The following is an 18,899-nucleotide window of genomic DNA, read 5'->3' as shown; positions in this document are numbered from 1 at the left end:
TGGGCCTGGGCGTGATCGGGCTGCGCGCGAGGGGACCTCACGCGATCAGGCCGCGCGCGATCAGGCTGGGAGCCAGGGGGCCTGGCGCGATCGGGCCGCGCGGGGGGATTCGAGGGTTCGAGCGGCGCGGCTCGGGGTCTTCGGGGGTGAGGGCTGTGGGGCCAACGCCAGGGTTGGCCCCAGGACCCGCCGGGCTCAGAAGAAGGTGCCGCACCACGGGATCTCGGGCACCGCGAACAGGGCGTCCGCCCGAGCCGGCGCGTCCGGCTCCACCACGTCCAGCCTGCGGGTCGCCGCCAGGGTGGAGAACGACACGTCACCCAGGTACGCCGAAGCGAGGGTGTCCACGTCCAGCACCAACTCGGGCGCGTCCGTCACCCGGCTGACCCCGTCGGCCGACACGCGGTACGTGCCGGTGTTGTCGGGCAGGTAGGTGTCTCGCACGCCGATCAGCACGGGGGCCGTTCCGGCGCGGTCGCGGTACGTGCGCGCGCTCAGCGCGGCCGGGACGTCGACCAGCCTCAGCCAGGTTTCGTCCTCCTCGGCCGTGGTCTTGCAGGCGCGGCGGTCGCCCAGGAGCCATTCGAGGGGCTCGTCCACGGGGCGGCCTTCGGCGGTCACCTCGGCCACCAGGTCGACGCCCAGCGCGAACAGCCACAGGTCGGCCCACGCCTCCGGGGTGCGGGCCCACAGGTCGATCACGTCCAGGGTGGTCGGCTTGCTCTCGGACGCGTCGTGCACACCCGGCTTGACCTTGTAGATCAGGTAGCCGTCGTCCTCGCCGTCCGACGACCTCACGGCGATCTTCGGGCGCTCGTCGCGCGACGGCTGGTGGAGGCCCATCGACCACCAGGCCGGCCACCGCCCGATCGTCCCCACCCGACGCGGCGCCACCTGCTCGTACAGCGAGCGCACGAGCTGCTCACCCGGCTCCAGGTCGACCAGCCGCACCCGGCCGGTGATCCGCGTGCGGGGCTTGGCGCGCGACCGGTCGATCCGCACGGTCCGGTAGCGCGTCGCCACCCCGTACCCGAACCGGCCGTAGATCAACGACTCCGACGCGCGCAACGTCGCCACCACGTCACCCGACTCGACGAACGAGCGCAGCTGCGCCCGTTGCAGCGCGCTCAACACCCCGCGCCGCGTCCAGTCGACCCGCACCCCGACCCTCGACACCGCCGCGTGCGGCACCACGGCGCCACCCGGCACGGCCATCTGCGAGGAGAACGCCTGCACCGTGCCGATCAGCTCGTCGTCGGCGAACGCGCCGAACGCCCGTCCGGGCTCGTAGGAATCCTGGGCCAGCTTCCACCCGTCATCGGCTGCGGGCGGGTAGTGGAGAGTGCCCCGGAACAGCGTGTGCGCGGCGCGGTACTGCGAGTCGTCGAGGACGCGGATGTCGTGGTCGGTCACCACCGCATCCTGCCTCCGAGGTCGCAAGCAAAGCTAACAAGTTTTCATCACACAGAGTTCATGAGAGAGGAGGGAGAGGGGGAAGGGGAGGTGTGGAAGGGAAGGAAGGGAAGGAGCGGAGAGAGGCAAGGGAGGAGAGGGAGAGGGGAGAGGGTGTGGAGTTGTCGAGTGGAGGAAAAGTCGTGGTACGGAAAAGCCACCCCCTCGTGAACGAAGGGGTGGCTCCCGGGAACTCCTCGGCTCAGGACTCCGGCTCGGAACCAGGCCCGGCTCAGGACCAGGCCCGGCGCGCAACCAGGCTCCGGCTCAGCCCGCCGGCTGGCCCACCTCGTACTCGCCGTCCTCCGTCTTCACCGTGATCTTCACGGTCTTGTCCTCGCCGTCGATCTTCGCGGTGCACTCGAACGTGGTGTTCGGCTTGACCTCCTGGTCCGCCGGGCACGTCGCGCTCTCCACGTCGGAAATCTTGTAGACGTCCGTCAGGATGGTCACGACCCCCTTCTGGACCTCCGCGTTGTCGAACACCTTCTTCTTGAAGAACCCCGGCGTGACGAAACCGGTGATACCCACGGCCGCCACCACCAGCACCACCAGCGCGACCACCACCCACAGCACCGCGCCCGACTTCTTCTTCTGCGGCTGCTGCCCGTACTGGCCCTGCTGGCCGTACTGCTGGTACTGGCCGTACTGACCCGGACCGGGCTGGCCGAACTGACCCTGCTGCGGCTGCTGCCCGTACGGGTTGGACTGCGGGTTCTGCTCGAACCCGCCCGGGTACTGCTGCTGCGGGTACGGCTGCTGGGCCTGCTGCCCCCACTGCTGCTGCTGTTGCTGCTGCGACGGATCCGGCTGCCCGTAGGGGTTGGGCTGCTGAGCGGGGAAACCACCCGACGGCGTGCCGGGGTACCCACCGTAGGGCTGCTGGCCCCACTGCTGCTGCGGGTCGTTCCCTCCGGACGGTCCGTACGGACTGGTCATGCTCGGCCTCCGACGGTCGTGACGGAAAAAATTCTAGGGCTTGCGGGCGCGATCAAACCACAGGTGCCAGGGCGCTACCCACCCACCCCGCAAAGCTTTGTCAAACGGTGGCCATCGCCACCACACCCCGGCGCAACGCCTCCACCGCCTTCCGGGCCGCCGCACCCACCGGCTCACCTCCGCCCACCACGTCCCGGATCTGGTCCAGGAAATCGATCACCTGCCGGCACCAGCGCACGAAATCACCCGCGCCCAACTCGTTGCCGTTCTCCTCCGCCGAGGACAACACCTTCTCCAACGACTCACCCCGCGCCCACCGGTACACCGGCCACGCGAACCCCGGATCCGGCTGCCGCGTCCGGTCCAACCGGTGCCGCCGCTCGTCGTCCTCCAACTCCGCCCACAACCGCGCCGTCGCCATCATCGCGTCCGACACCCGACCCGGCGGCAACCTCGTCTCCAACGGCCCGTCCCGCCGCGCCTCGTACACCAGCGCCGACACCACCGCCGCCAACTCCGCCGGCTCCAGGCCCCGCCACACCCCGTGCCGCAGGCACTCCGCCGCCAACAGGTCCGACTCGCTGTAAATCCTGGTCAACCGCTTGCCGTGCTCGGTGACCTCCTCGCCCGGACCGCCCTCCTCCGCGTGCAGGTAACCCCGCTCCCGCAGCAAACCCCGAATCCGGTCGAACTCGCGCGCCAACGAGTGCGTCGTCGCCGCGACCTTCCGCTCCAACTGCTCGGTCTCCGCCAACAACCGGTGGTACCGCTCACCCCACCGCGCGTGGTCCTCGCGCTTCTCGCACCCGTGGCACGGGTGCGCCCGCAACGCCCGCCGCAACGTCGCCAGCTCCGCGTCGTCCTCCGCCGCCGACCGCCGCCTGCGCACCACCGGCGCCACGATCCCCGTGTTGCGCAACGTCGACGCCAGGTCCCGCCGCGACCTCGGCGACCGCGTGTCCACCTGCCGCGGCAACTTCACCCGCCCCAGCACCTCCACCGGCGCCGGGAAGTCCGCCGACGACAACCGACCCGCCCACCGGTCCTCCGTCACCACCAGCGGCCGCGCCTCGCCCAACGGCTCCAGGCCCGGGTCGATCACCACCGCCAACCCCGACCGCCGCCCCGACGGCACCGCGATCACGTCACCCTTGCGCAACCGCTCCAGCGACGCCGCCGCCTCCGCCCGCTTCGCCGAGCTGTTCTGCCTGGCCAGCGCCTTCTCCCGGTCCGCGACCCGCCGGCGCAGCGACGCGTACTCCGAGAAATCACCCAGGTGGCAGCTCATCGACTCCGCGTACCCGACCAGCGCCTCCCGGTTCCGCTCGATCCGCCGGGCCGAACCCACCACCGACCGGTCCGCCTGGAACTGCGCGAACGACTGCTCCAGGATCTCCCGCGCCGACGCCGCGCCCAACTGGTGCACCAGGTTGACCGCCATGTTGTACCCCGGCCGGAACGACGACCGCAGCGGGTACGTGCGCGTCGACGCCAGACCCGCCACCGCCTTCGGGTCCACCCCCGGCTGCCACACCACCACCGCGTGACCCTCGACGTCGATACCGCGCCGCCCCGCACGCCCGGTGAGCTGCGTGTACTCCCCCGGCGTCAGGTCGACGTGCGCCTCGCCGTTGTACTTGACCAGCTTCTCCAGCACCACCGTCCGCGCCGGCATGTTGATGCCCAGCGCCAACGTCTCGGTCGCGAACACCACCTTCACCAACCCGCGGACGAACAGCTCCTCCACCGTCTCCTTGAACGCCGGCAGCAGCCCCGCGTGGTGGCTCGCGATCCCCCGCTCCAACGCCTCCCGCCACTCCCAGTAGCCGAGCACCATCAGGTCGCCCTGCGGCAGGTCCCGCGTCTTCTCCTCGATGACGTCCCGGATCTCCTCGACCTCGTCGTTCGAGTTCAACCGCAACCCGGCGCGCACGCACTGCTGCACGGCCGCGTCACAACCCGCCCGGCTGAACACGAAGTCGATCGCCGGCAGCAACCCCGCCGCGTCCAACCGCTGCACCACGTCCACCCGCAACGGCGGCTTGAACCCCGTCGACCTCGGCGCCCGCCCCCGGTCCTTGTTGCCCCGCCCCCGGCTCCACGGCAGGTGGTAGCGCGACAGGTCGTCGGTGTGGCGCAGCAACTGCGGGTTGATCCGGTTGTGCCCCTCCGGGTCCTCGCCCGCGAACAGGTCCATCATCCGGTTGCCCGCCAGCATGTGCTGCCACAGCGGCACCGGCCGGTGCTCGTCCACCACCACCGTGGTGTCACCCCGCACCTCGACCAGCCACTCGCCGAACTCCTCGGCGTTGCTCACCGTCGCCGACAGGCCCACCAGCCGCACCGACTCCGGCAGGTGCAGGATCACCTCCTCCCACACCGGGCCGCGGAACCGGTCCGCCAGGTAGTGGATCTCGTCCATCACCACGTAGGCGAGCCCGTTCAGGGTCGACGACCCCGAGTAGAGCATGTTCCGCAGCACCTCCGTGGTCATCACCACGATCGGCGCGTCGCCGTTCACCGAGGTGTCGCCGGTGAGCAGACCCACCTTCTGCGGGCCGTACCGGCCGACCAGGTCCGCGTACTTCTGGTTCGACAGCGCCTTGATGGGCGTCGTGTAGAAGCACTTGCGGCCCTCGGCCAGGGCCATGTGCACGGCGAACTCGCCCACGACGGTCTTGCCCGCGCCGGTGGGCGCGCACACCAGCACGCCGTGCCCGTCCTCCAGCGCCTCGCACGCGCGCCGCTGGAACGGGTCGAGCTCGAAGGAGATCACCGAGAGGAAGTCGGTCAGCTTGGGCCGGGCCGAGCGGCGGCGGTAGTCCGCGTACTGGTCGGCCGGTGACCGGGAGGAACTGGACACCCGTCCAGGCTGTCACATGGGACCGACAAAATCCTTCCAGATCCGCGCGCGCCCCGAGAACAGGACCACGTGTGACCCGAGAACTCGTCGGCGCGCGACCCGGAACCGGTCGGCGCGCGACCCGGGAATGGATCCGCGCGTCACCCGGGAAGCTGTTTTAAGTCAACACTGAAGCGATGGAGACCACTAGGGCTCTTCTTGCGGCACACTCGGTGGCGTGGCGTCGATTCCACTGCGGGACGGCGACCTCCGGTGGGTGTTCCCCCACCTCGGTGAGGTCGAGTCCGTCCTGGACGTGCTGAACACCGCGACCGCCCTCGTCGCACGGCTGGCGGCCCACCTGGGCGACCCCGACGGCGGCCTGGGGTTCGACCACCTGCCCGGCGCGCCCTACGCGGGCCTGGCCGGCGTCGCCCGCACCGAGGAGCTGGCCTTCGAGCTGCACCTGTCGGTGCCGTGCGACACCCGCGGCCGGGCCGGCCGGCCGCCGCCCTGGCTGGTGGACGGCGAGATCTCGATCCGCTGCGACGCGATCAGCGACTGCGGCCGGCACGAGCTGGAGACCCTGGAGTCGGAGTGCGGCACGCCGGCCGAGGCCGCCGGCGGCGTGCTCTCCGTCGCCGGGTGGCTGCTCAGCCGCGCCACCACCGTGCCGCGGACCGGCTGGCGGGAGCGCGACGTGCTCAGCAGGCACCGCTGAGCACCGGCCCTCAACCAGGACCCACAACCCCCGCGCTCACGGCTCCCCTGCGCACAGGCCCGCGCTCACGGCCTCCACGCTCACGGCCCCACGCTGCTCACGGCCGTCAGCGCGCCCGGCACGCACTCGACCTCCAGCGCCGCCTCCCCCAGCGGCTCCTCGCGCAGCCGCTCACCATCCGCGTAGGCCACCCACGGCGGCCCGGACAGCCGCACCGACCTGGCCCGGAACGTGCGCACCGCGGGGTGCCCGACGTGCCCGCCGGTGCGCAGCGTCGGCAGCATCCGCAGCAGGGTCCGCCGCGGCGTCGCGGCCACCACGGTCAGGTCGAACAGGCCGTCGGTGAGGGACGCGCCCGGGCACACCGGGATGCCGCCGCCGTAGCTGGTGGTGTTGCCGACCGCGACCAGCAGCGCGTCCAGCTCCACCACCCGGTCCTCGGTCTCCACCACCAGCGGCCGGGGGCGCAGCGCCGCCAGCTCCGCCAGGATGGCCAGGTCGTAGCGCCGCGGGCCGGCGGGCCAGCGCATCGCGTTCGCCCGCTCGTTGACCGCCGAGTCGAAACCCGCGCACAGCACGGTCGCGAACCACGGGCCGGCGGCCACCCGCCCGAGGTCGAGCGGTCGGCGCGCGCCGGCGCGCAGCGCGGCCACCACGTCGTCCGCGGACGACGCGCCCAGGGCCGCGGCCAGGTCGTTCCCGGTGCCCGCGGGCACCACGGCCAGCGCCGTGGACGTGCCCGCGCACGCCTGCACGCCCAGGTGGGCCGCGCCGTCGCCGCCGAGCACGACCAGCACGTCCACCCCGCCCGCGACGGCGTCGCGCGCCAACCGGGCGGTGCCCTCGGCCGAGGTCGCCACGTGCAGGTCCAGGCGGTCGACCACCTCGCGCAGCGCGGCCGCCACCGAACCCGCGACGCGCGCGGCCCTGCCCTTGCCCGAGGCCGGGCACACCAGCAGGGCCGCCCGCGTCGACGTCGTCGTCATGGCCGGCAAGCCTACGGATCAGGTGGCGTCGTCGTACCGCACCCGCTGCGGCTCCGGCGCGGGCGAGGGCGAGGGCGAGGGCTCCTCGACCTGGGACGGCGTGTAGTCGAACGGGGCCGCCTCGTCGTCGGGCACGTCGTCCCAGCCCAGCTCACCGTGCTTGCGCGCGGCCCGCTTGTCGTGGACCCGGGAGATCTGGATGGCCAGCTCGAACAGCAGCGTCAGCGCCACCGCCAGCGCCACCATCGAGATCGGGTCGGTGCCCGGCGTCGCGACCGCGGCGAAGATGAACAGGCCGAACACGATGCCGCGCCGCCACTTGTTCAGCTTCTCGTAGGGCAGCACGCCGACCTGGTTGAGCATCACCACCACCAGGGGCAGCTCGAAGCTCACGCCGAAGATCAGCAGCAGCGCCAGCAGGAAGCTGACGTAGTCGCCCGCGGTGAGCGCGGTGATGAACTGGCCGTCACCGAAGCCGACCAGCACGACCAGGCCCTGCGGCACCACGAAGAACGCCAGCGTGGCGCCCACGACGAACAGCACCGAGGCGATCGACACGAAGGTCAGCGCGAAGCGCCGCTCCTTGGCGTACAGGCCCGGCGAGATGAACAGCCACACCTGGTACAGCCACAGCGGGGCGGTCAGCGCCATGCCCACGCCGGTGCCGACCTTCAGGCGGATCATGAAGACCTCGAACGGCTGGGTCTGCAGGAGCTGGCAGCCCTGGCCGACCTGGGTGAGCCGCTGGTCCTCCGGGATGGCGCAGTAGGGCGTGGTGATGATCTCGCCCAGGCTCGTCACCGGGCCGGTGATGTCCCAGCCCCACCAGATGAAGCCGAAGACCGCGCCGCCCCCGATGAACAGCAGCGCCCAGCCCAGCCTGCGCCGCAGCTCGTACAGGTGGTCCTTCAGCGACATCGTGCCGTCGGGGTTGCCCCGTCGGCTCGTGAGTTTGCGGCGCTCCCGGCGCTGGGACCACCACCGGACCGGACTTGCCCCCACCGTGCGGACCGTCCTTCGACTCTCGTTGGCGCTCTAGCCGGTCAGTTGGTGCTCTGCCGGTTCTGCTGGACCTGCTCGACGGGCGGGGCCACCTGCGGCTGCTGCGCCACGGGCTGCTGCACGACCGGCTGACCCACCTGCGGCTGGGCGGGCGGCAGCTGCTGCACGGGCTGCTGCACGGGCTGCTGGGTCGACGGCTGCTCGTCGTCGGTGCGCAGGCCCTTGGTCTCGGCCTTGAGGATCTTCGCCGAACGACCGATGGAGCGCGCCATGTCGGGCAGCTTCTTCGCGCCGAACAGCAGGATGATCACCACGGCGATGATGATCAGCTCGGTTGGCCCGGGCATGTTCATTCGTCCACCTTCCGCCTCCGTGTCCCCCCGATCGTACTCGGGCCCACCCGACCGTCCACCACCGCCAGATGAACGGCGTTCGACCCCTCACCGCCACGAAAGGCGATCGGCGAGGGGGTGCCCGCACCCCCTCGCCGATCGCCAACGAAAATCTATCTACCGCACATCAGCGAATGTTCAGTTCTCCCCGGTCGCGGGATATCCGGTACCGTTGCCGCGCATGGTGTGCTCGACCCACGGGTGCGTGCTCGAAAAGCAGCCGTCCCAGACGCAGTTCTCCACGAGGTGCTTCTTGAGGGACCTGACCTCCCACGAGGGCGTCGGCGTGACCACGTCACTCTCGATGTGGCGGGGGTAGGCGCTGGAAGCGACCTCGCTGAAACGGTGGTCGCGGTAGTGGACACCGAGCACCCGAGAACCGTCCTGACACCAGTCGGCGCGGTGGTGGAACTTGTAGAAGGTGTTGCCGAGAAGCGTGAACGCGTGGTGGTACGCGTCGGAAATCCAGCACGCCTGAGCCCCGATCTCCTTGGCGCGCGCGGGATCCGCGACCACCGTGGACCCCGAGACGCTCTTACCGGGGTCCATCACGCCCGCTGCCAGTTCAGGGTACTTGAGCAGCACCTTCCGGTCCTGCTCCGTGAGGGCCCCCGTCGTGGACAGGCGGCCGAGCGCCGCACGCGCGTCCGTCCCGTAGGCGCCGGCCCCCGACGCCGACGCCGACGAAACAGGGGCCAGCAGAACAGTGGAAGCAGCGGCAACGACCGCCGCGAACCTCACGATTTTGGACAACATCAGACCCGGATCCCCTCGTGTAAAGCCGACAGGTAATCGCGCACAACCACAACGGGTGTGCGAAGTGATCACACCCGTGTTGCGACCGGAATTCGAGAATTGATTGAAGGCGTTGAATTCGGGCCGTTCAACCCGCATCCCCCGGCGCAACAGCGGCGCAATATCGAACCTAGCGATCGGGTGGTCGACGGGCAAGGCGTTTCCGGTATTTCGACGCCGGCCACCCGTTCAGCCGAGGCAATGGACCGTGCCGGTCGGCGGGCAAGGTGCTCCCGGTATCCCGGCGCCGGGCGCGCGTTCGGACGGGCCAATGGACCGCAAGGTCCTGCGGTCATGCGCTCAGCGCATCAACCGCGGCGCGGTCCGGTCACTCCCCGCTTCGGCCCCGGGACCGCTCGGCGAGGGCCACCCCGAGCGCGGCGAACCGGGCCCGCAACAGGCCCGCGCCGTCGTCGAGCCCGTGCCGCGCCAGGGTGCTCGCGGTGCGGAAGCGTCGCAGCGACCTGACGACCCGCACCGCCACCGCGAGGCTCACGACGAAGCCGAAGGCGATCAGGAGCAGCATCGGCAAGTAGGGCACCGCTCCACCGTATAGGGCTAGGTCGTCGGGGCGTGATCCGCCCGGCGCAACGCCGCGCCGGCCTGCCGGGCGACCTCCGCCACCAGGTCGGCGGGTTCCTCCACGTGCACCTCACCACCCAGTCCGAGCAGCAGCCGCACCATCCAGGCGGTGTCGGCGTACCGCATGAGCACCCGGGCTCGGCCGTCGCCCAGCTCGACCAGCCCGTCGGTCGGGTAGTACTCCGCCACCCAGCGGGCGTCCGGTTCGAGCACCAGCGTGGCCGTCCGCTGCGAGGGGTCCGGCTGGAACAGGCCCTCGGAGGTGTCGGTGGGGGTGGCGTGGGGCGGTGGCGCGGCGGGCTCGTCCAGCACCTCGACCGCGTCGATCCGGTCGAGGCGGAACAGCCGCACGCCGTCCGCGGCGCGGCACCACGCCTCCAGGTAGCCGCGCCCCTCCACCAGCAGCATCCGCATCGGGTCCACGACCCGCTCGGTGACCTCGTCCCGCGACGGGGTGTAGTAGCGCAGGTGCAGGGCGCGCTTGCGCACGACACCGTCCGACACGGTGTCCCGCACGCGGGACGTCTCCGGCGCCTCCCGCACGCCCAGGCCCACGGCCACGCCGGCGGGCTGGGCCTGCCCCACCGCGGCCTCGATCTTGGCCGCCGCGCGCTGCACGGCGTCCCGGTCGGCCACGCCCGGCGTGTCGGCCAGCGCCCGCAGCGCCACCAGCAGCGACGTGGCCTCGGCGGCGGTCAGCCGCAGCGGGCGGCTCATGCCCGCGTCGAAGGTCACGGTGACCGTGTCGCCCTCGAAGGACAGGTCGATCAGGTCGCCGGGGCCGTAGCCGGGCAGGCCGCACATCCACAGCAGTTCGAGGTCCTTGCGGACCTGCTTGGGCGTGACCTCGAAGTCCTGGGCGACCTCGTCGATCGGGACGCCGGGCCGGGCCAGCAGGTACGGCACCAGGGCGAGCAGCCGGGGCAGCCGGTCGGTGGAGGCGGTCACGCGCGCACCCCCGCCCCGCGCAGCGCGCCCAGCAGCTTCTCCCGCACCGTCTTGGCCAGCACGTCCGGTTCCAGCACCACCACGTCCGCGCCGAAGCCGGCGATCCAGGTGGCCGCCGAGTCCGGGTAGCGCAGCCGCACCTCCAGCAGGTCGCCGGGCTCGCCGTCGAACTCCTGCTCGCCGACCAGCCGGGCCCGCCGGCGCAGGCCGTGGCCGCGGCCCTTGGCCACCCACAGCCTGGCCCTGGTCGCGGCCTCGGCGGGCGCGGGCTGGTTGCGGGCCACGAACGACAGCAGGTCGACCTGGTCGGGCGGGCGCACCGCGCCGGGCTTGCCGAGCGGGCGCACGTCGCCGACGATCCGGGACAGCCGGAAGCAGCGGGGCGCGCCCCGGTCGCGGTCCTGGCCCACGACGTACCAGCGGCCGCGCCAGGCGACCACGCCCCACGGCTCCACGGTGCGGCCCTGGACGTCGACCGAGGCGGTCTTGCGGTAGTCGAACTCCACCACGCGGCCCTCGCGCACCGCGGCGAGCAGCGGCGGGAACGCGGGCTCGCTGGTGCGGACCTTCGGCTCGACCGGGACGTGCACGTCCTGGTCGACGTCGACGCCCGCGGCGCGCAGCTTGATCAGCGCGCCGTGGGCGGCGCCGGTGAACTGCGGCGAGTCCCACAGGCGGGCGGCCAGCGCCACGGCGGCCGCCTCGTCGGGCTCCAGGTCGATGTCGCCCAGCTCGTAGTCGCGGCGGGCGATGCGGTACCCGTCGACCGTGTCGAAGGCCGTGCTGCGGCCGGTCTCCAGGGGCACGCCGAGGTCGCGCAGCTCGGTCTTGTCGCGTTCGAACATGCGGAAGAACGCCTCGTCCGTCGCGGCGTCGGCGTAGCCGGGGACGATGGCGCGGATGCGCTCGGCGGTCAGGTACTGCCGGGTCGACAGCAGGCAGAGCACCAGGTTGACGAGCCGTTCGGCACGGGCGATGGCCACCAGAGCACCCTAACCCCGAACCGACCGGAGGTGACGGGGCACCCGTGGGTGAACGGACCGTTCACCCGCGGGCGCCTCGCGGTCACGGCTCGACCAGCATCCCCTCGGGGAGACCGGGCATCTCGGAGGCCAGCCAGATCGGCCGCCAGTCGGGCAGCTCGTGGTAGCGGCGCAGCTCGGCGATGCCCGACAGCCAGCCGCCCCACGCGCCGTAGGGCGGGCGGCCCTCGATGAACCCGCTCTGCACGAACGTCAGCCGGGTGCGGCCGCCGGACTCCTCCAGTTCCCAGGAGGCGACCAGCCCGTCCCACTCGATGCCCATCCGCCGGCCCGGCTCGTAGCCGGTCACCCGGCCGGGCCGCTCGTCCGCGTCGAACCCGCCCATGGCGAACCGGCCGCCGTCCCACGGCTCGATGTCGACCTTCGCGCCGAACCAGCGCGAGTACTGCTCCGCGTCGACCAGCGAGCGCCCGATGGCCTCGGCGGGGGCGTCGACGAGCACCTCGGCGCTCATGCCCGCCCCGGTGAAGTCGATCTTCGGGGTGAGCGGGCGGCCCTCGACGTGGTCGACGAGGTTGGCCAGCGAGACGCACCAGTAGGTGTGGAGCCAGGCCAGCGCGCCGGTCTAGGCGACGGTGTCCGCCCAGCCCGGGAAGTGGCTCTGCGAGACCGACACGACCGTGTGGTCGTCCCGGGCCTCCCAGGTGATCCCGACGGTGGTCCGCTCGCCGCCGACGGGCCAGGTGAAGCGCAGCGACCCGTCGTCCAGGTGCTCCAGGACCTGGCGCGGCTCGTCGCCCTCGGGGGTGTGCCTGCCCCGGAACCGCCACCGGTCGGGCAGCTCCACCTCCGCGTGCTCGGCCGGCCAGGTGGCCGGCTCGGCCTGGTCCGTCAGCGCCCGGCGCACGCGCTCCGGCGACGCGGAGGTCCGGACGTGCGGCGTCGCGGTGTCACCCATCGGTCTTCCCCTCGTGGTTCGGGTAGCACGCCACGGCCAGGCGGAAGGCGTCGCCCTCCGCGCCGCCGTAGCGGCTGAACAGGTCCTGCAAGGCGTCCTTCAGCTCGTCGAAGAACTGCTGCCGCTGCTCGGGCCGGACCCGGATCTCGCCGGACACGCCCAGCGACGGCAGCTCGGGCCGGGCGCGGTCCAGGGCCGCGACGTCGGCCTGGACCCGCTCGGCCAGGTCGAGCAGGTGGCCGAGGCTCAGCTCGTCCCGCACCCGGCGCGGCCCGAGGCGCCCGACCAGCTCGGGCGACAGCCAGTACGAGCGGGCCGCCGCCTGGTACACGCCCTCGGTGATGCCGCGCACCCGCCGCTGGTCGACCTGGGCCGCCAGACCGGCCTCCACCAGGCGTTTCACGTGGTAGTAGACCCGCTGCGGCGTCTGGTCGAGCACGGCGGCCACCTCGGTGCACGAGCGCGGCTCGGCCAGCTGCCGCAGCACGTCGACGCGCTGCGGCTTGAGCAGGGCCTCGGCCTGCTCGATCTGCTCCAGGTACAGGACGTCTCTCATCGCAAAAATCACGTTGTACGTAAAAATCTATTTTGTCAATAGGGCCGGAAGAGGCCCCGGACCACTCGGCCCGGGGCCTCCTCGTTCGCTCCAACGCCCGGTCGGCACCCCGACGCGGACCCGCTAGAGGGACGAGATCAACCGCTCCACGCGCTCGTCCACGGCGCGGAACGGGTCCTTGCACAGCACGGTGCGCTGCGCCTGGTCGTTCAGCTTCAGGTGCACCCAGTCGACGGTGAAGTCGCGCCCCGCGGCCTGCGCGGCGGCGATGAAGTCACCGCGCAGCTTGGCCCGCGTGGTCTGCGGCGGGGTGTCCTTGGCGGCCTCGATCTCGCCGTCGTCGGTCACCCGCTCCACCTGCCCCTTGCGCTGGAGCAGGTCGAAGACGCCGCGGCCGCGGCGGATGTCGTGGTAGGCGAGGTCGAGCTGGGCGATGCGCGCGTTCGACAGGTCCATGTCGTGCTTGGCCTGGTACCGCTCCATCAGCCGGTGCTTGATGGCCCAGTCGATCTCGCGGTCGATCTTGGACAGGTCCTGCGCCTCGACCGCGTCCAGCGTGCGGCCCCACAGCTCCAGCACCCGCTCGGCCATCGGGTCCGGCGCCCGCTTGGCCACGTGGTCCACGGCCCGCTCGTAGTACTCGCGCTGGATGTCCAACGCCGAGGCCTCCTTGCCGCCCGCCAGGCGCACGGTGCGGCGGCCGGTGAGGTCGTGGCTGATCTCGCGGATCGCCCGGATCGAGTTGTCCAGGCTGAAGTCGCGGAACTGGACGCCCTGCTCGATCATCTCCAGGACCAGGTTCGTGCTGCCCACCTTGAGCAGCGTGGTCACCTCGGACATGTTCGAGTCGCCGACGATGACGTGGAGCCTGCGGTAGCGCTCGGCGTCGGCGTGCGGCTCGTCGCGGGTGTTGATGATGGGCCTCGACCGGGTGGTGGCGCTGGACACGCCCTCCCAGATGTGCTCGGCCCGCTGCGACAGGCAGTAGACCGCGCCGCGCGGCGTCTGGAGCACCTTGCCCGCGCCGCAGATCAGCTGCCTGGTCACCAGGAACGGCAGCAGGACGTCGGCGATGCGGGAGAACTCACCCGCCCTCGCGACCAGGTAGTTCTCGTGGCAGCCGTAGGAGTTGCCGGCGGAGTCGGTGTTGTTCTTGAACAGGAAGATGTCCCCGCCGATGCCCTCGTCGGCGAGCCTGCGCTCGGCGTCGACCAGCAGGTCCTCCAGGATCCGCTCGCCCGCCTTGTCGTGGGTCACGAGCTGGGCGAGGTCGTCGCACTCCGCCGTCGCGTACTCGGGGTGCGAACCCACGTCCAGGTAGAGCCGAGAGCCGTTCCGCAGGAAGACGTTCGACGAACGCCCCCACGAGACCACCCGGCGGAACAGATACCGAGCGACCTCATCCGGGGACAGCCTGCGCTGCCCGTGGAAGGTGCAGGTCACCCCGAACTCAGTCTCAATGCCGAAGATCCGCCGCTGCATCCTTCAACAGTAGGCGCATCCGGCGGTTTCCTCAGTGATCCAATCGGGCGGCACGCCAATTCCCCGATAACGTGCTCCTGTGCTCCGACGCGTGAGTGGCCTGGACTCGGCCCTGGTGAGACGTTCTGCGGCCCTGCGCGGGTCAGCGGCGGACCACGGGTTCAAGCGGTTGTCGAATGCGGCGAACCACAGCTTGTTGTGGCTCGTCATCGCGGGTGCGCTGGCCGCGCGCAAGGGCGTGACCAGGCGGGCGGCGCTGCGCGGGGTGGCCGCGATCGGCGGCGCGAGCTTCAGCGCGAGCCTGGTCGCCAAGCGGCTGTTCCCGCGCCGCAGGCCCGCCGCGGACCTGCTGCACGTGTCGCGCCGGCTGACGAAGCGGCCCACGTCCTCGTCGTTCCCGTCCGGGCACGCGGCGTCGGCGGCGGCGTTCACCACGGCGCTGGCCATGGAGTCGCCGGCCCTGGGCGCGGCGGTGGCGCCGGTCGCGGCGGCGGTGGCCTACTCGCGGGTCCACACGGGCGTGCACTGGCCCTCCGACGTGGCCGCGGGCGCCGCGATCGGGGTCGCCGCGGGCCTGGTCACGCGGCGCTGGTGGCCGCGGCACCGGGCGGACGCGGCGACGGCGCGCGAGCACGCGGCGCTGGAGCCGCTGGTCGACGGCGAGGGGCTGGTGGTCGTGGTCAACCCCGGGGCCGGGCTGGGCGGGGTCGACCAGACGGGCGCGATCGTGCGCGAGTGGCCGAAGGCGACCGTGGTCGACATCGACGACCTGGACGAGGTCGTCGCCGGGCACGGGCCGCGCGCGCTGGGCGTGGCGGGCGGCGACGGCTCGGTGGCCGCGGTCGCGGCGCTGGCGGCGGCCCACCGGCTGCCCCTGGTGCTGGTGCCCGCCGGGACGCTCAACCACTTCGCCCGGGACGTGGGCGTGACGGGCCTGGCCGACAGCGCGCGGGCGGTCGCGGACGGCGACGGCGCCCTGGTCGACCTGGCGGCGGTCTCGGTGGACGGCGCGGGCCCCCGGTGGTTCGTCAACACCGCGAGCCTCGGCGGCTACCCCGACATGGTCCGCCTGCGCGAGCAGCTGCGGGACCGGTGGGGCAAGTGGCCCGCGGCGGTGATCGCGCTGTTCCGGGTGCTGCGCACGTCCCGGCCGCTGCGCGTGGAGCTGAACGGCGAGGAGCTGCTGATCTGGGTGCTGTTCGTCGGCAACGGCCCGTACCTGCCGAAGGGGTTCGCGCCGACCACGCGCCCGGCCCTGGACGCGGGCCTGCTCGACGTCCGCTGCATCCGCGCCGACCGGCGGCTGTCGCGGACCCGGTTCTTCGCCGGGGCGCTGCTGGGCTCGCTGCACCGCAGCCGCACCTACCGGCACGTCGAGACGCGGTGGCTGGACGTGCGGGTGCTCGACGGCGAGGTCGCGATCGCCACGGACGGCGAGGTGGGCCCGACCGGGTCGCGGTTCGAGTTCAGGTCCCGGCCCGCCGCGCTGGGCGTCTACCGCCCCCAGGACTAAGGTTGACCCGGTCAACGGCAACGTTGAAAGGGTCAACCATGACGGTCGCGGACGTCCGCGCGTTCAACCGCTTCCACACCCGCGTGATCGGCGCGCTCGACCGCGGCCACCTGTCCTCGCCGTACTCCCTGACCGAGGTCAGGGTCATGTTCGAGCTGGCGGGCGGCCCGCGCGAGGCGCCGGACCTGCGCGCGTCCCTCGGCCTGGACGCGGGCTACCTCAGCCGCATCCTCGGCCGCTTCGAGCGCGACGGCCTGGTCCGCCGCGAGCCCTCGGCGAACGACCCCCGGCGGCACGTGGTGGAGCTGACCGGCGCCGGCCGCGAGGTGTTCGCCGAGGTGGACGGGCGGTCCGACGCCGAGGTCGCGAAGCTGCTCGACGGGCTGGCGCCCGCGGACCGGCACGAGCTGGTCGCGGCCATGCGCAAGGTCGAGCGCCTGCTCACCGGCGCGCCGCGGGCCTACCTGCTGCGCCCCCTGCGGGCGGGCGACCTGGGCTGGGTGGTGAACCGGCACGGGGTGCGGTACGCGGAGGAGTGCGGCTTCGACCAGACCTTCGAGGCCATGGTGGCGCGCGTGGCGGGCGAGTACGCGGAGCGGCACGTGCCCGGCCGCGAGGCGGCGTGGATCGCGGAGGTGGACGGCGAGCCGGTGGGGTCGATCTTCTGCGTGCGGGTGGACGACCGGACGGCCAAGCTGCGGATGCTGCTGGTCGAGCCGGCGGCCCGGGGGCTGGGCATCGGGGCCCGGCTGGTCGACGAGTGCCTGAGCTTCGCCCGCCGGGCCGGGTACGCGCGGGTGGAGCTGTGGACGGTGGCGGGGCTGGCCGCGTCCCGGCACCTCTACGAGAAGGTCGGGTTCACCGTGGTGAAGAGCCGGCCGGAGCGGCTGTTCGGGCGGGACGTGGAGGCGCAGACCTGGGCGCTGGAGCTGTCGCGACAACGGCCGCGGTGAGCGCTCCGAACACGCCGAAGGCCCCCGGTCACCCGACCGGGGGCCTTCGCGCGAGCGATCCCTACGCCTTGTCGTCGTTCGGCGGCAGGTTCACGTCGGTCACCGGCTTCTTCTCGGCGTCGGCCCCGGCCTCGGCCCCGTCAGCGGGCTCGGCCGGCTCCGGCTCGCCCGGCAGCAGGGCCGCCAGGGCGGCGCCCGTGATGCGCCGGAACGCCCGGCGCGGCCGGTCGCGCTCCAGGACCGCCACCTCCAGCTTGGAGCTCTCCAGCAGCTCCTTGCCGTTGCCCGTGCTGGTCGAGCCGGCGCTCAGGGCCTTCACGCCCACCCGCACCGCCTCGGCCAGGGCCAGGCCCTCGGTGTAGGCCTCCTTCAGGGCGTTGCCCGTGGCCTCGGCCTGGCCGCCCATCACCGAGTACTGCGGCTCCTCGACGATCGAGCCGTCGTAGGTGAGGCGGTACAGGGTGTCGTGCTCCGGCGTGTGCCCGACCTCGGCCACGCAGATCTCGACCTCCAGGGGCTTGATCTGCTCGGTGAAGATCGAGCCCAGGGTCTGGGCGTACACGTTGGCCAGGGACCTGCCGGTCACGTCGCGCGGGTCGTTCTGGTAGCCGCGGATGTCGGCGAACCGGATGCCCGCCTGCCGCAGGTTCTCGAACTCGCTGTACCGGCCGACCGCGGCGAAGCCGATGCGGTCGTAGATCTCCGACACCTTGTGCAGGGTGCTGGACGGGTTCTCGGCAACGAACAGCACGCCGTCGGCGTACCGGAGCACGACGACGCTCCGGCCGCGGGCGATGCCCTTCCGGGCGTACTCCGAGCGGTCGCGCAAGACCTGCTCGGGCGAGGCGTACAACGGCATCGTCACTGGTCAAGCTCCCGGGGTGGGGTGGCGGGGTTCGGGCTGGTCGGGGTTGGCGGGCGCACGGCCGTCAGCCTGCCGGGCTGGTCCGTCGGCCCTCGACGACGGACTCGGCCAGCGCCGCGGTCCGCTCCTCGGGCAGGTGCGCTGCGCCCTCGGCCGAGATCGTCACGACGACGGGGAAGATCCGGCGCACCAGGTCCGGCCCGCCGGTGCCCGAGTCGTCGTCCGCCGCGTCGTAGAGGGCCTCGATGGCGGCCCGCGTGGCCGCCTCCGCGTCCGCGTCCGGGTCGTACAGCTTCTTCAGCGCCGACTTCGCGAACAGCGAACCCGAACCCACGGCCTGGTAGCCCTGGCCGTCCTCGAACCGGCCGCCGGTCACGTCGTAGGAGACGATGCGGCCCGCGCGGTCCGGGTCGGGCGCCTCGGTGTCGTAGCCCGCGAGCAGCGGCACCACCGCCAGGCCCGCCATGGCCGCGTCCAGGTTGCCCTTGATCATGGCCGAGAGCCGGTTGGCCTTGCCGTCCAGCGAGAGCGAGACGCCCTCGATCTTCTCGTAGTGCCGCAGCTCGACCGCGTAGAGCCGGACGATCTCGACCGCGATGCCCGCCGTGCCCGCGATGCCCACCGCCGAGTAGTCGTCGGTGATGAACACCTTCTTCATGTTGCGCTGGGAGATGACGTTGCCCATCGTGGCGCGCCGGTCGCCCGCGATCACCACGCCGCCCTTGTAGGTCAGCGCCACGATCGTGGTGCCGTGCGGCGCCTCGACGGTGCTGCCCTCGGGCAGCCTCCGGGCGGAGGGCAGCAGTTCGGGCGCCTGCGCGCGGAGGAAGTCCGTGAACGACGAAGACCCCGGCCTGAGGTAGGCCGGGGGCAGCGACGCGGCCGGGTAGTGCCCGGTCGAGCTGTTGTCCATGTGTGCGTTGTTCTCCT

At 72.3% G+C, this 18,899-nt stretch carries 19 protein-coding genes; 3 read left to right on the top strand and 16 right to left on the bottom strand.

From position 1 onward, the window contains the following. Window positions 1-195 precede the first annotated feature (195 nt). The 3 genes from ABD223_RS21265 to ABD223_RS21255 all read right to left on the bottom strand — a co-directional run bounded on the left by ABD223_RS21265 (window position 196) and on the right by ABD223_RS21255 (window position 5,254). Window positions 196-1,413 (bottom strand): GNAT family N-acetyltransferase, encoded by a 1,218-nt coding sequence (locus ABD223_RS21265; protein WP_344038091.1) that lies wholly within the window; start codon window positions 1,411-1,413, stop codon window positions 196-198. A 306-nt stretch (window positions 1,414-1,719) separates the two neighbouring features. Continuing rightward, the gene (locus ABD223_RS21260; RefSeq protein WP_344038090.1) at window positions 1,720-2,391 is read right to left on the bottom strand and encodes a DUF4333 domain-containing protein; all 672 of its coding nucleotides are present in this window, start codon (window positions 2,389-2,391) and stop codon (window positions 1,720-1,722) included. Window positions 2,392-2,491: 100 nt separating this feature from the next. Next, window positions 2,492-5,254: a DEAD/DEAH box helicase gene (locus tag ABD223_RS21255; RefSeq protein WP_344038089.1), complete on the bottom strand. Its 2,763-nt coding sequence runs from the start codon at window positions 5,252-5,254 to the stop codon at window positions 2,492-2,494. A 217-nt stretch (window positions 5,255-5,471) separates the two neighbouring features. On the opposite strand from ABD223_RS21255, the gene ABD223_RS21250 reads away from it, so the two are divergent. Continuing rightward, on the top strand, window positions 5,472-5,954 hold the full coding sequence (locus ABD223_RS21250) for a hypothetical protein (RefSeq protein WP_344038088.1): 483 nt from the start codon (window positions 5,472-5,474) through the stop codon (window positions 5,952-5,954). 80 nt (window positions 5,955-6,034) lie between these two features. Here the strand turns inward: ABD223_RS21250 and ABD223_RS21245 are convergent, their stop codons facing one another. From ABD223_RS21245 to pafA, 11 genes are all read right to left on the bottom strand, one after another. Next, entirely contained in the window at window positions 6,035-6,940 is a 906-nt protein-coding gene (locus ABD223_RS21245) for a diacylglycerol/lipid kinase family protein (protein WP_344038087.1), read from the bottom strand. An 18-nt stretch (window positions 6,941-6,958) separates the two neighbouring features. Then, a complete protein-coding gene (gene tatC / locus ABD223_RS21240) occupies window positions 6,959-7,858 on the bottom strand; it encodes a twin-arginine translocase subunit TatC (protein WP_344038113.1) in 900 nt (299 codons plus the stop codon). Window positions 7,859-7,983: 125 nt separating this feature from the next. Continuing rightward, the gene (gene tatA, locus ABD223_RS21235) at window positions 7,984-8,289 is read right to left on the bottom strand and encodes a Sec-independent protein translocase subunit TatA (RefSeq protein ID WP_344038086.1); all 306 of its coding nucleotides are present in this window, start codon (window positions 8,287-8,289) and stop codon (window positions 7,984-7,986) included. 183 nt (window positions 8,290-8,472) lie between these two features. After that, complete coding sequence (locus ABD223_RS21230; RefSeq protein WP_344038085.1) at window positions 8,473-9,285, bottom strand: hypothetical protein; 813 nt, start codon at window positions 9,283-9,285, stop codon at window positions 8,473-8,475. 172 nt (window positions 9,286-9,457) lie between these two features. Beyond that, window positions 9,458-9,670 (bottom strand): bacteriophage holin, encoded by a 213-nt coding sequence (locus ABD223_RS21225; RefSeq protein ID WP_344038084.1) that lies wholly within the window; start codon window positions 9,668-9,670, stop codon window positions 9,458-9,460. 17 nt (window positions 9,671-9,687) lie between these two features. Further along, complete coding sequence (locus ABD223_RS21220) at window positions 9,688-10,659, bottom strand: helix-turn-helix transcriptional regulator (protein WP_344038083.1); 972 nt, start codon at window positions 10,657-10,659, stop codon at window positions 9,688-9,690. Then, complete coding sequence (locus tag ABD223_RS21215; RefSeq protein ID WP_344038082.1) at window positions 10,656-11,642, bottom strand: helix-turn-helix transcriptional regulator; 987 nt, start codon at window positions 11,640-11,642, stop codon at window positions 10,656-10,658. The genes ABD223_RS21220 and ABD223_RS21215 overlap by 4 nt, the downstream gene beginning before the upstream one ends. 82 nt (window positions 11,643-11,724) lie before the next feature. Next, the gene (locus ABD223_RS21210) at window positions 11,725-12,156 is read right to left on the bottom strand and encodes an SRPBCC family protein (protein WP_344038081.1); all 432 of its coding nucleotides are present in this window, start codon (window positions 12,154-12,156) and stop codon (window positions 11,725-11,727) included. A 111-nt stretch (window positions 12,157-12,267) separates the two neighbouring features. Continuing rightward, window positions 12,268-12,600 carry an SRPBCC domain-containing protein gene (locus ABD223_RS21205; protein ID WP_344038080.1) on the bottom strand — a complete coding sequence of 111 codons (333 nt, stop codon included), beginning with the start codon at window positions 12,598-12,600 and terminating at the stop codon, window positions 12,268-12,270. Further along, window positions 12,593-13,156, bottom strand: a complete 564-nt coding sequence (locus ABD223_RS21200) for a helix-turn-helix domain-containing protein (protein WP_344038079.1) — start codon at window positions 13,154-13,156, stop codon at window positions 12,593-12,595. The genes ABD223_RS21205 and ABD223_RS21200 overlap by 8 nt, the downstream gene beginning before the upstream one ends. A gap of 123 nt (window positions 13,157-13,279) precedes the next feature. Continuing rightward, window positions 13,280-14,638: a Pup--protein ligase gene (gene pafA, locus ABD223_RS21195; RefSeq protein WP_344038078.1), complete on the bottom strand. Its 1,359-nt coding sequence runs from the start codon at window positions 14,636-14,638 to the stop codon at window positions 13,280-13,282. A 115-nt stretch (window positions 14,639-14,753) separates the two neighbouring features. On the opposite strand from pafA, the gene ABD223_RS21190 reads away from it, so the two are divergent. Further along, window positions 14,754-16,151 carry a bifunctional phosphatase PAP2/diacylglycerol kinase family protein gene (locus ABD223_RS21190; protein ID WP_344038077.1) on the top strand — a complete coding sequence of 466 codons (1,398 nt, stop codon included), beginning with the start codon at window positions 14,754-14,756 and terminating at the stop codon, window positions 16,149-16,151. 38 nt (window positions 16,152-16,189) lie between these two features. Next, on the top strand, window positions 16,190-17,104 hold the full coding sequence (locus tag ABD223_RS21185; protein ID WP_344038076.1) for a bifunctional helix-turn-helix transcriptional regulator/GNAT family N-acetyltransferase: 915 nt from the start codon (window positions 16,190-16,192) through the stop codon (window positions 17,102-17,104). 61 nt (window positions 17,105-17,165) lie between these two features. Here ABD223_RS21185 and prcA read toward each other — a convergent pair whose 3' ends face one another. Both prcA and prcB read right to left on the bottom strand, forming a co-directional pair. Next, complete coding sequence (gene prcA, locus ABD223_RS21180; RefSeq protein ID WP_344038075.1) at window positions 17,166-17,969, bottom strand: proteasome subunit alpha; 804 nt, start codon at window positions 17,967-17,969, stop codon at window positions 17,166-17,168. 64 nt (window positions 17,970-18,033) lie between these two features. After that, window positions 18,034-18,882 carry a proteasome subunit beta gene (prcB, locus tag ABD223_RS21175; RefSeq protein WP_344038074.1) on the bottom strand — a complete coding sequence of 283 codons (849 nt, stop codon included), beginning with the start codon at window positions 18,880-18,882 and terminating at the stop codon, window positions 18,034-18,036. Window positions 18,883-18,899: the final 17 nt, after the last annotated feature.

The sequence above is a fragment of the Saccharothrix xinjiangensis genome, assembly GCF_039527585.1.
Taxonomy (GTDB): Bacteria; Actinomycetota; Actinomycetes; order Mycobacteriales; family Pseudonocardiaceae; genus Actinosynnema; species Actinosynnema xinjiangensis.
This window is presented reverse-complemented; position numbering and strand designations above follow the sequence as displayed.

Coding starts and splice junctions, on each gene's coding strand:
- prcB (WP_344038074.1), bottom strand. CDS start 18,882: ATGGACAACAGCTCGACCGGGCACTACCCGGCCGCGTCGCTGCCCCCG.
- ABD223_RS21200 (WP_344038079.1), bottom strand. CDS start 13,156: ATGAGAGACGTCCTGTACCTGGAGCAGATCGAGCAGGCCGAGGCCCTG.
- ABD223_RS21260 (WP_344038090.1), bottom strand. CDS start 2,391: ATGACCAGTCCGTACGGACCGTCCGGAGGGAACGACCCGCAGCAGCAG.
- ABD223_RS21210 (WP_344038081.1), bottom strand. CDS start 12,156: ATGAGCGCCGAGGTGCTCGTCGACGCCCCCGCCGAGGCCATCGGGCGC.
- tatC (WP_344038113.1), bottom strand. CDS start 7,858: ATGTCGCTGAAGGACCACCTGTACGAGCTGCGGCGCAGGCTGGGCTGG.
- pafA (WP_344038078.1), bottom strand. CDS start 14,638: ATGCAGCGGCGGATCTTCGGCATTGAGACTGAGTTCGGGGTGACCTGC.
- ABD223_RS21205 (WP_344038080.1), bottom strand. CDS start 12,600: ATGGGTGACACCGCGACGCCGCACGTCCGGACCTCCGCGTCGCCGGAG.
- tatA (WP_344038086.1), bottom strand. CDS start 8,289: ATGCCCGGGCCAACCGAGCTGATCATCATCGCCGTGGTGATCATCCTG.
- ABD223_RS21245 (WP_344038087.1), bottom strand. CDS start 6,940: ATGACGACGACGTCGACGCGGGCGGCCCTGCTGGTGTGCCCGGCCTCG.
- ABD223_RS21185 (WP_344038076.1), top strand. CDS start 16,190: ATGACGGTCGCGGACGTCCGCGCGTTCAACCGCTTCCACACCCGCGTG.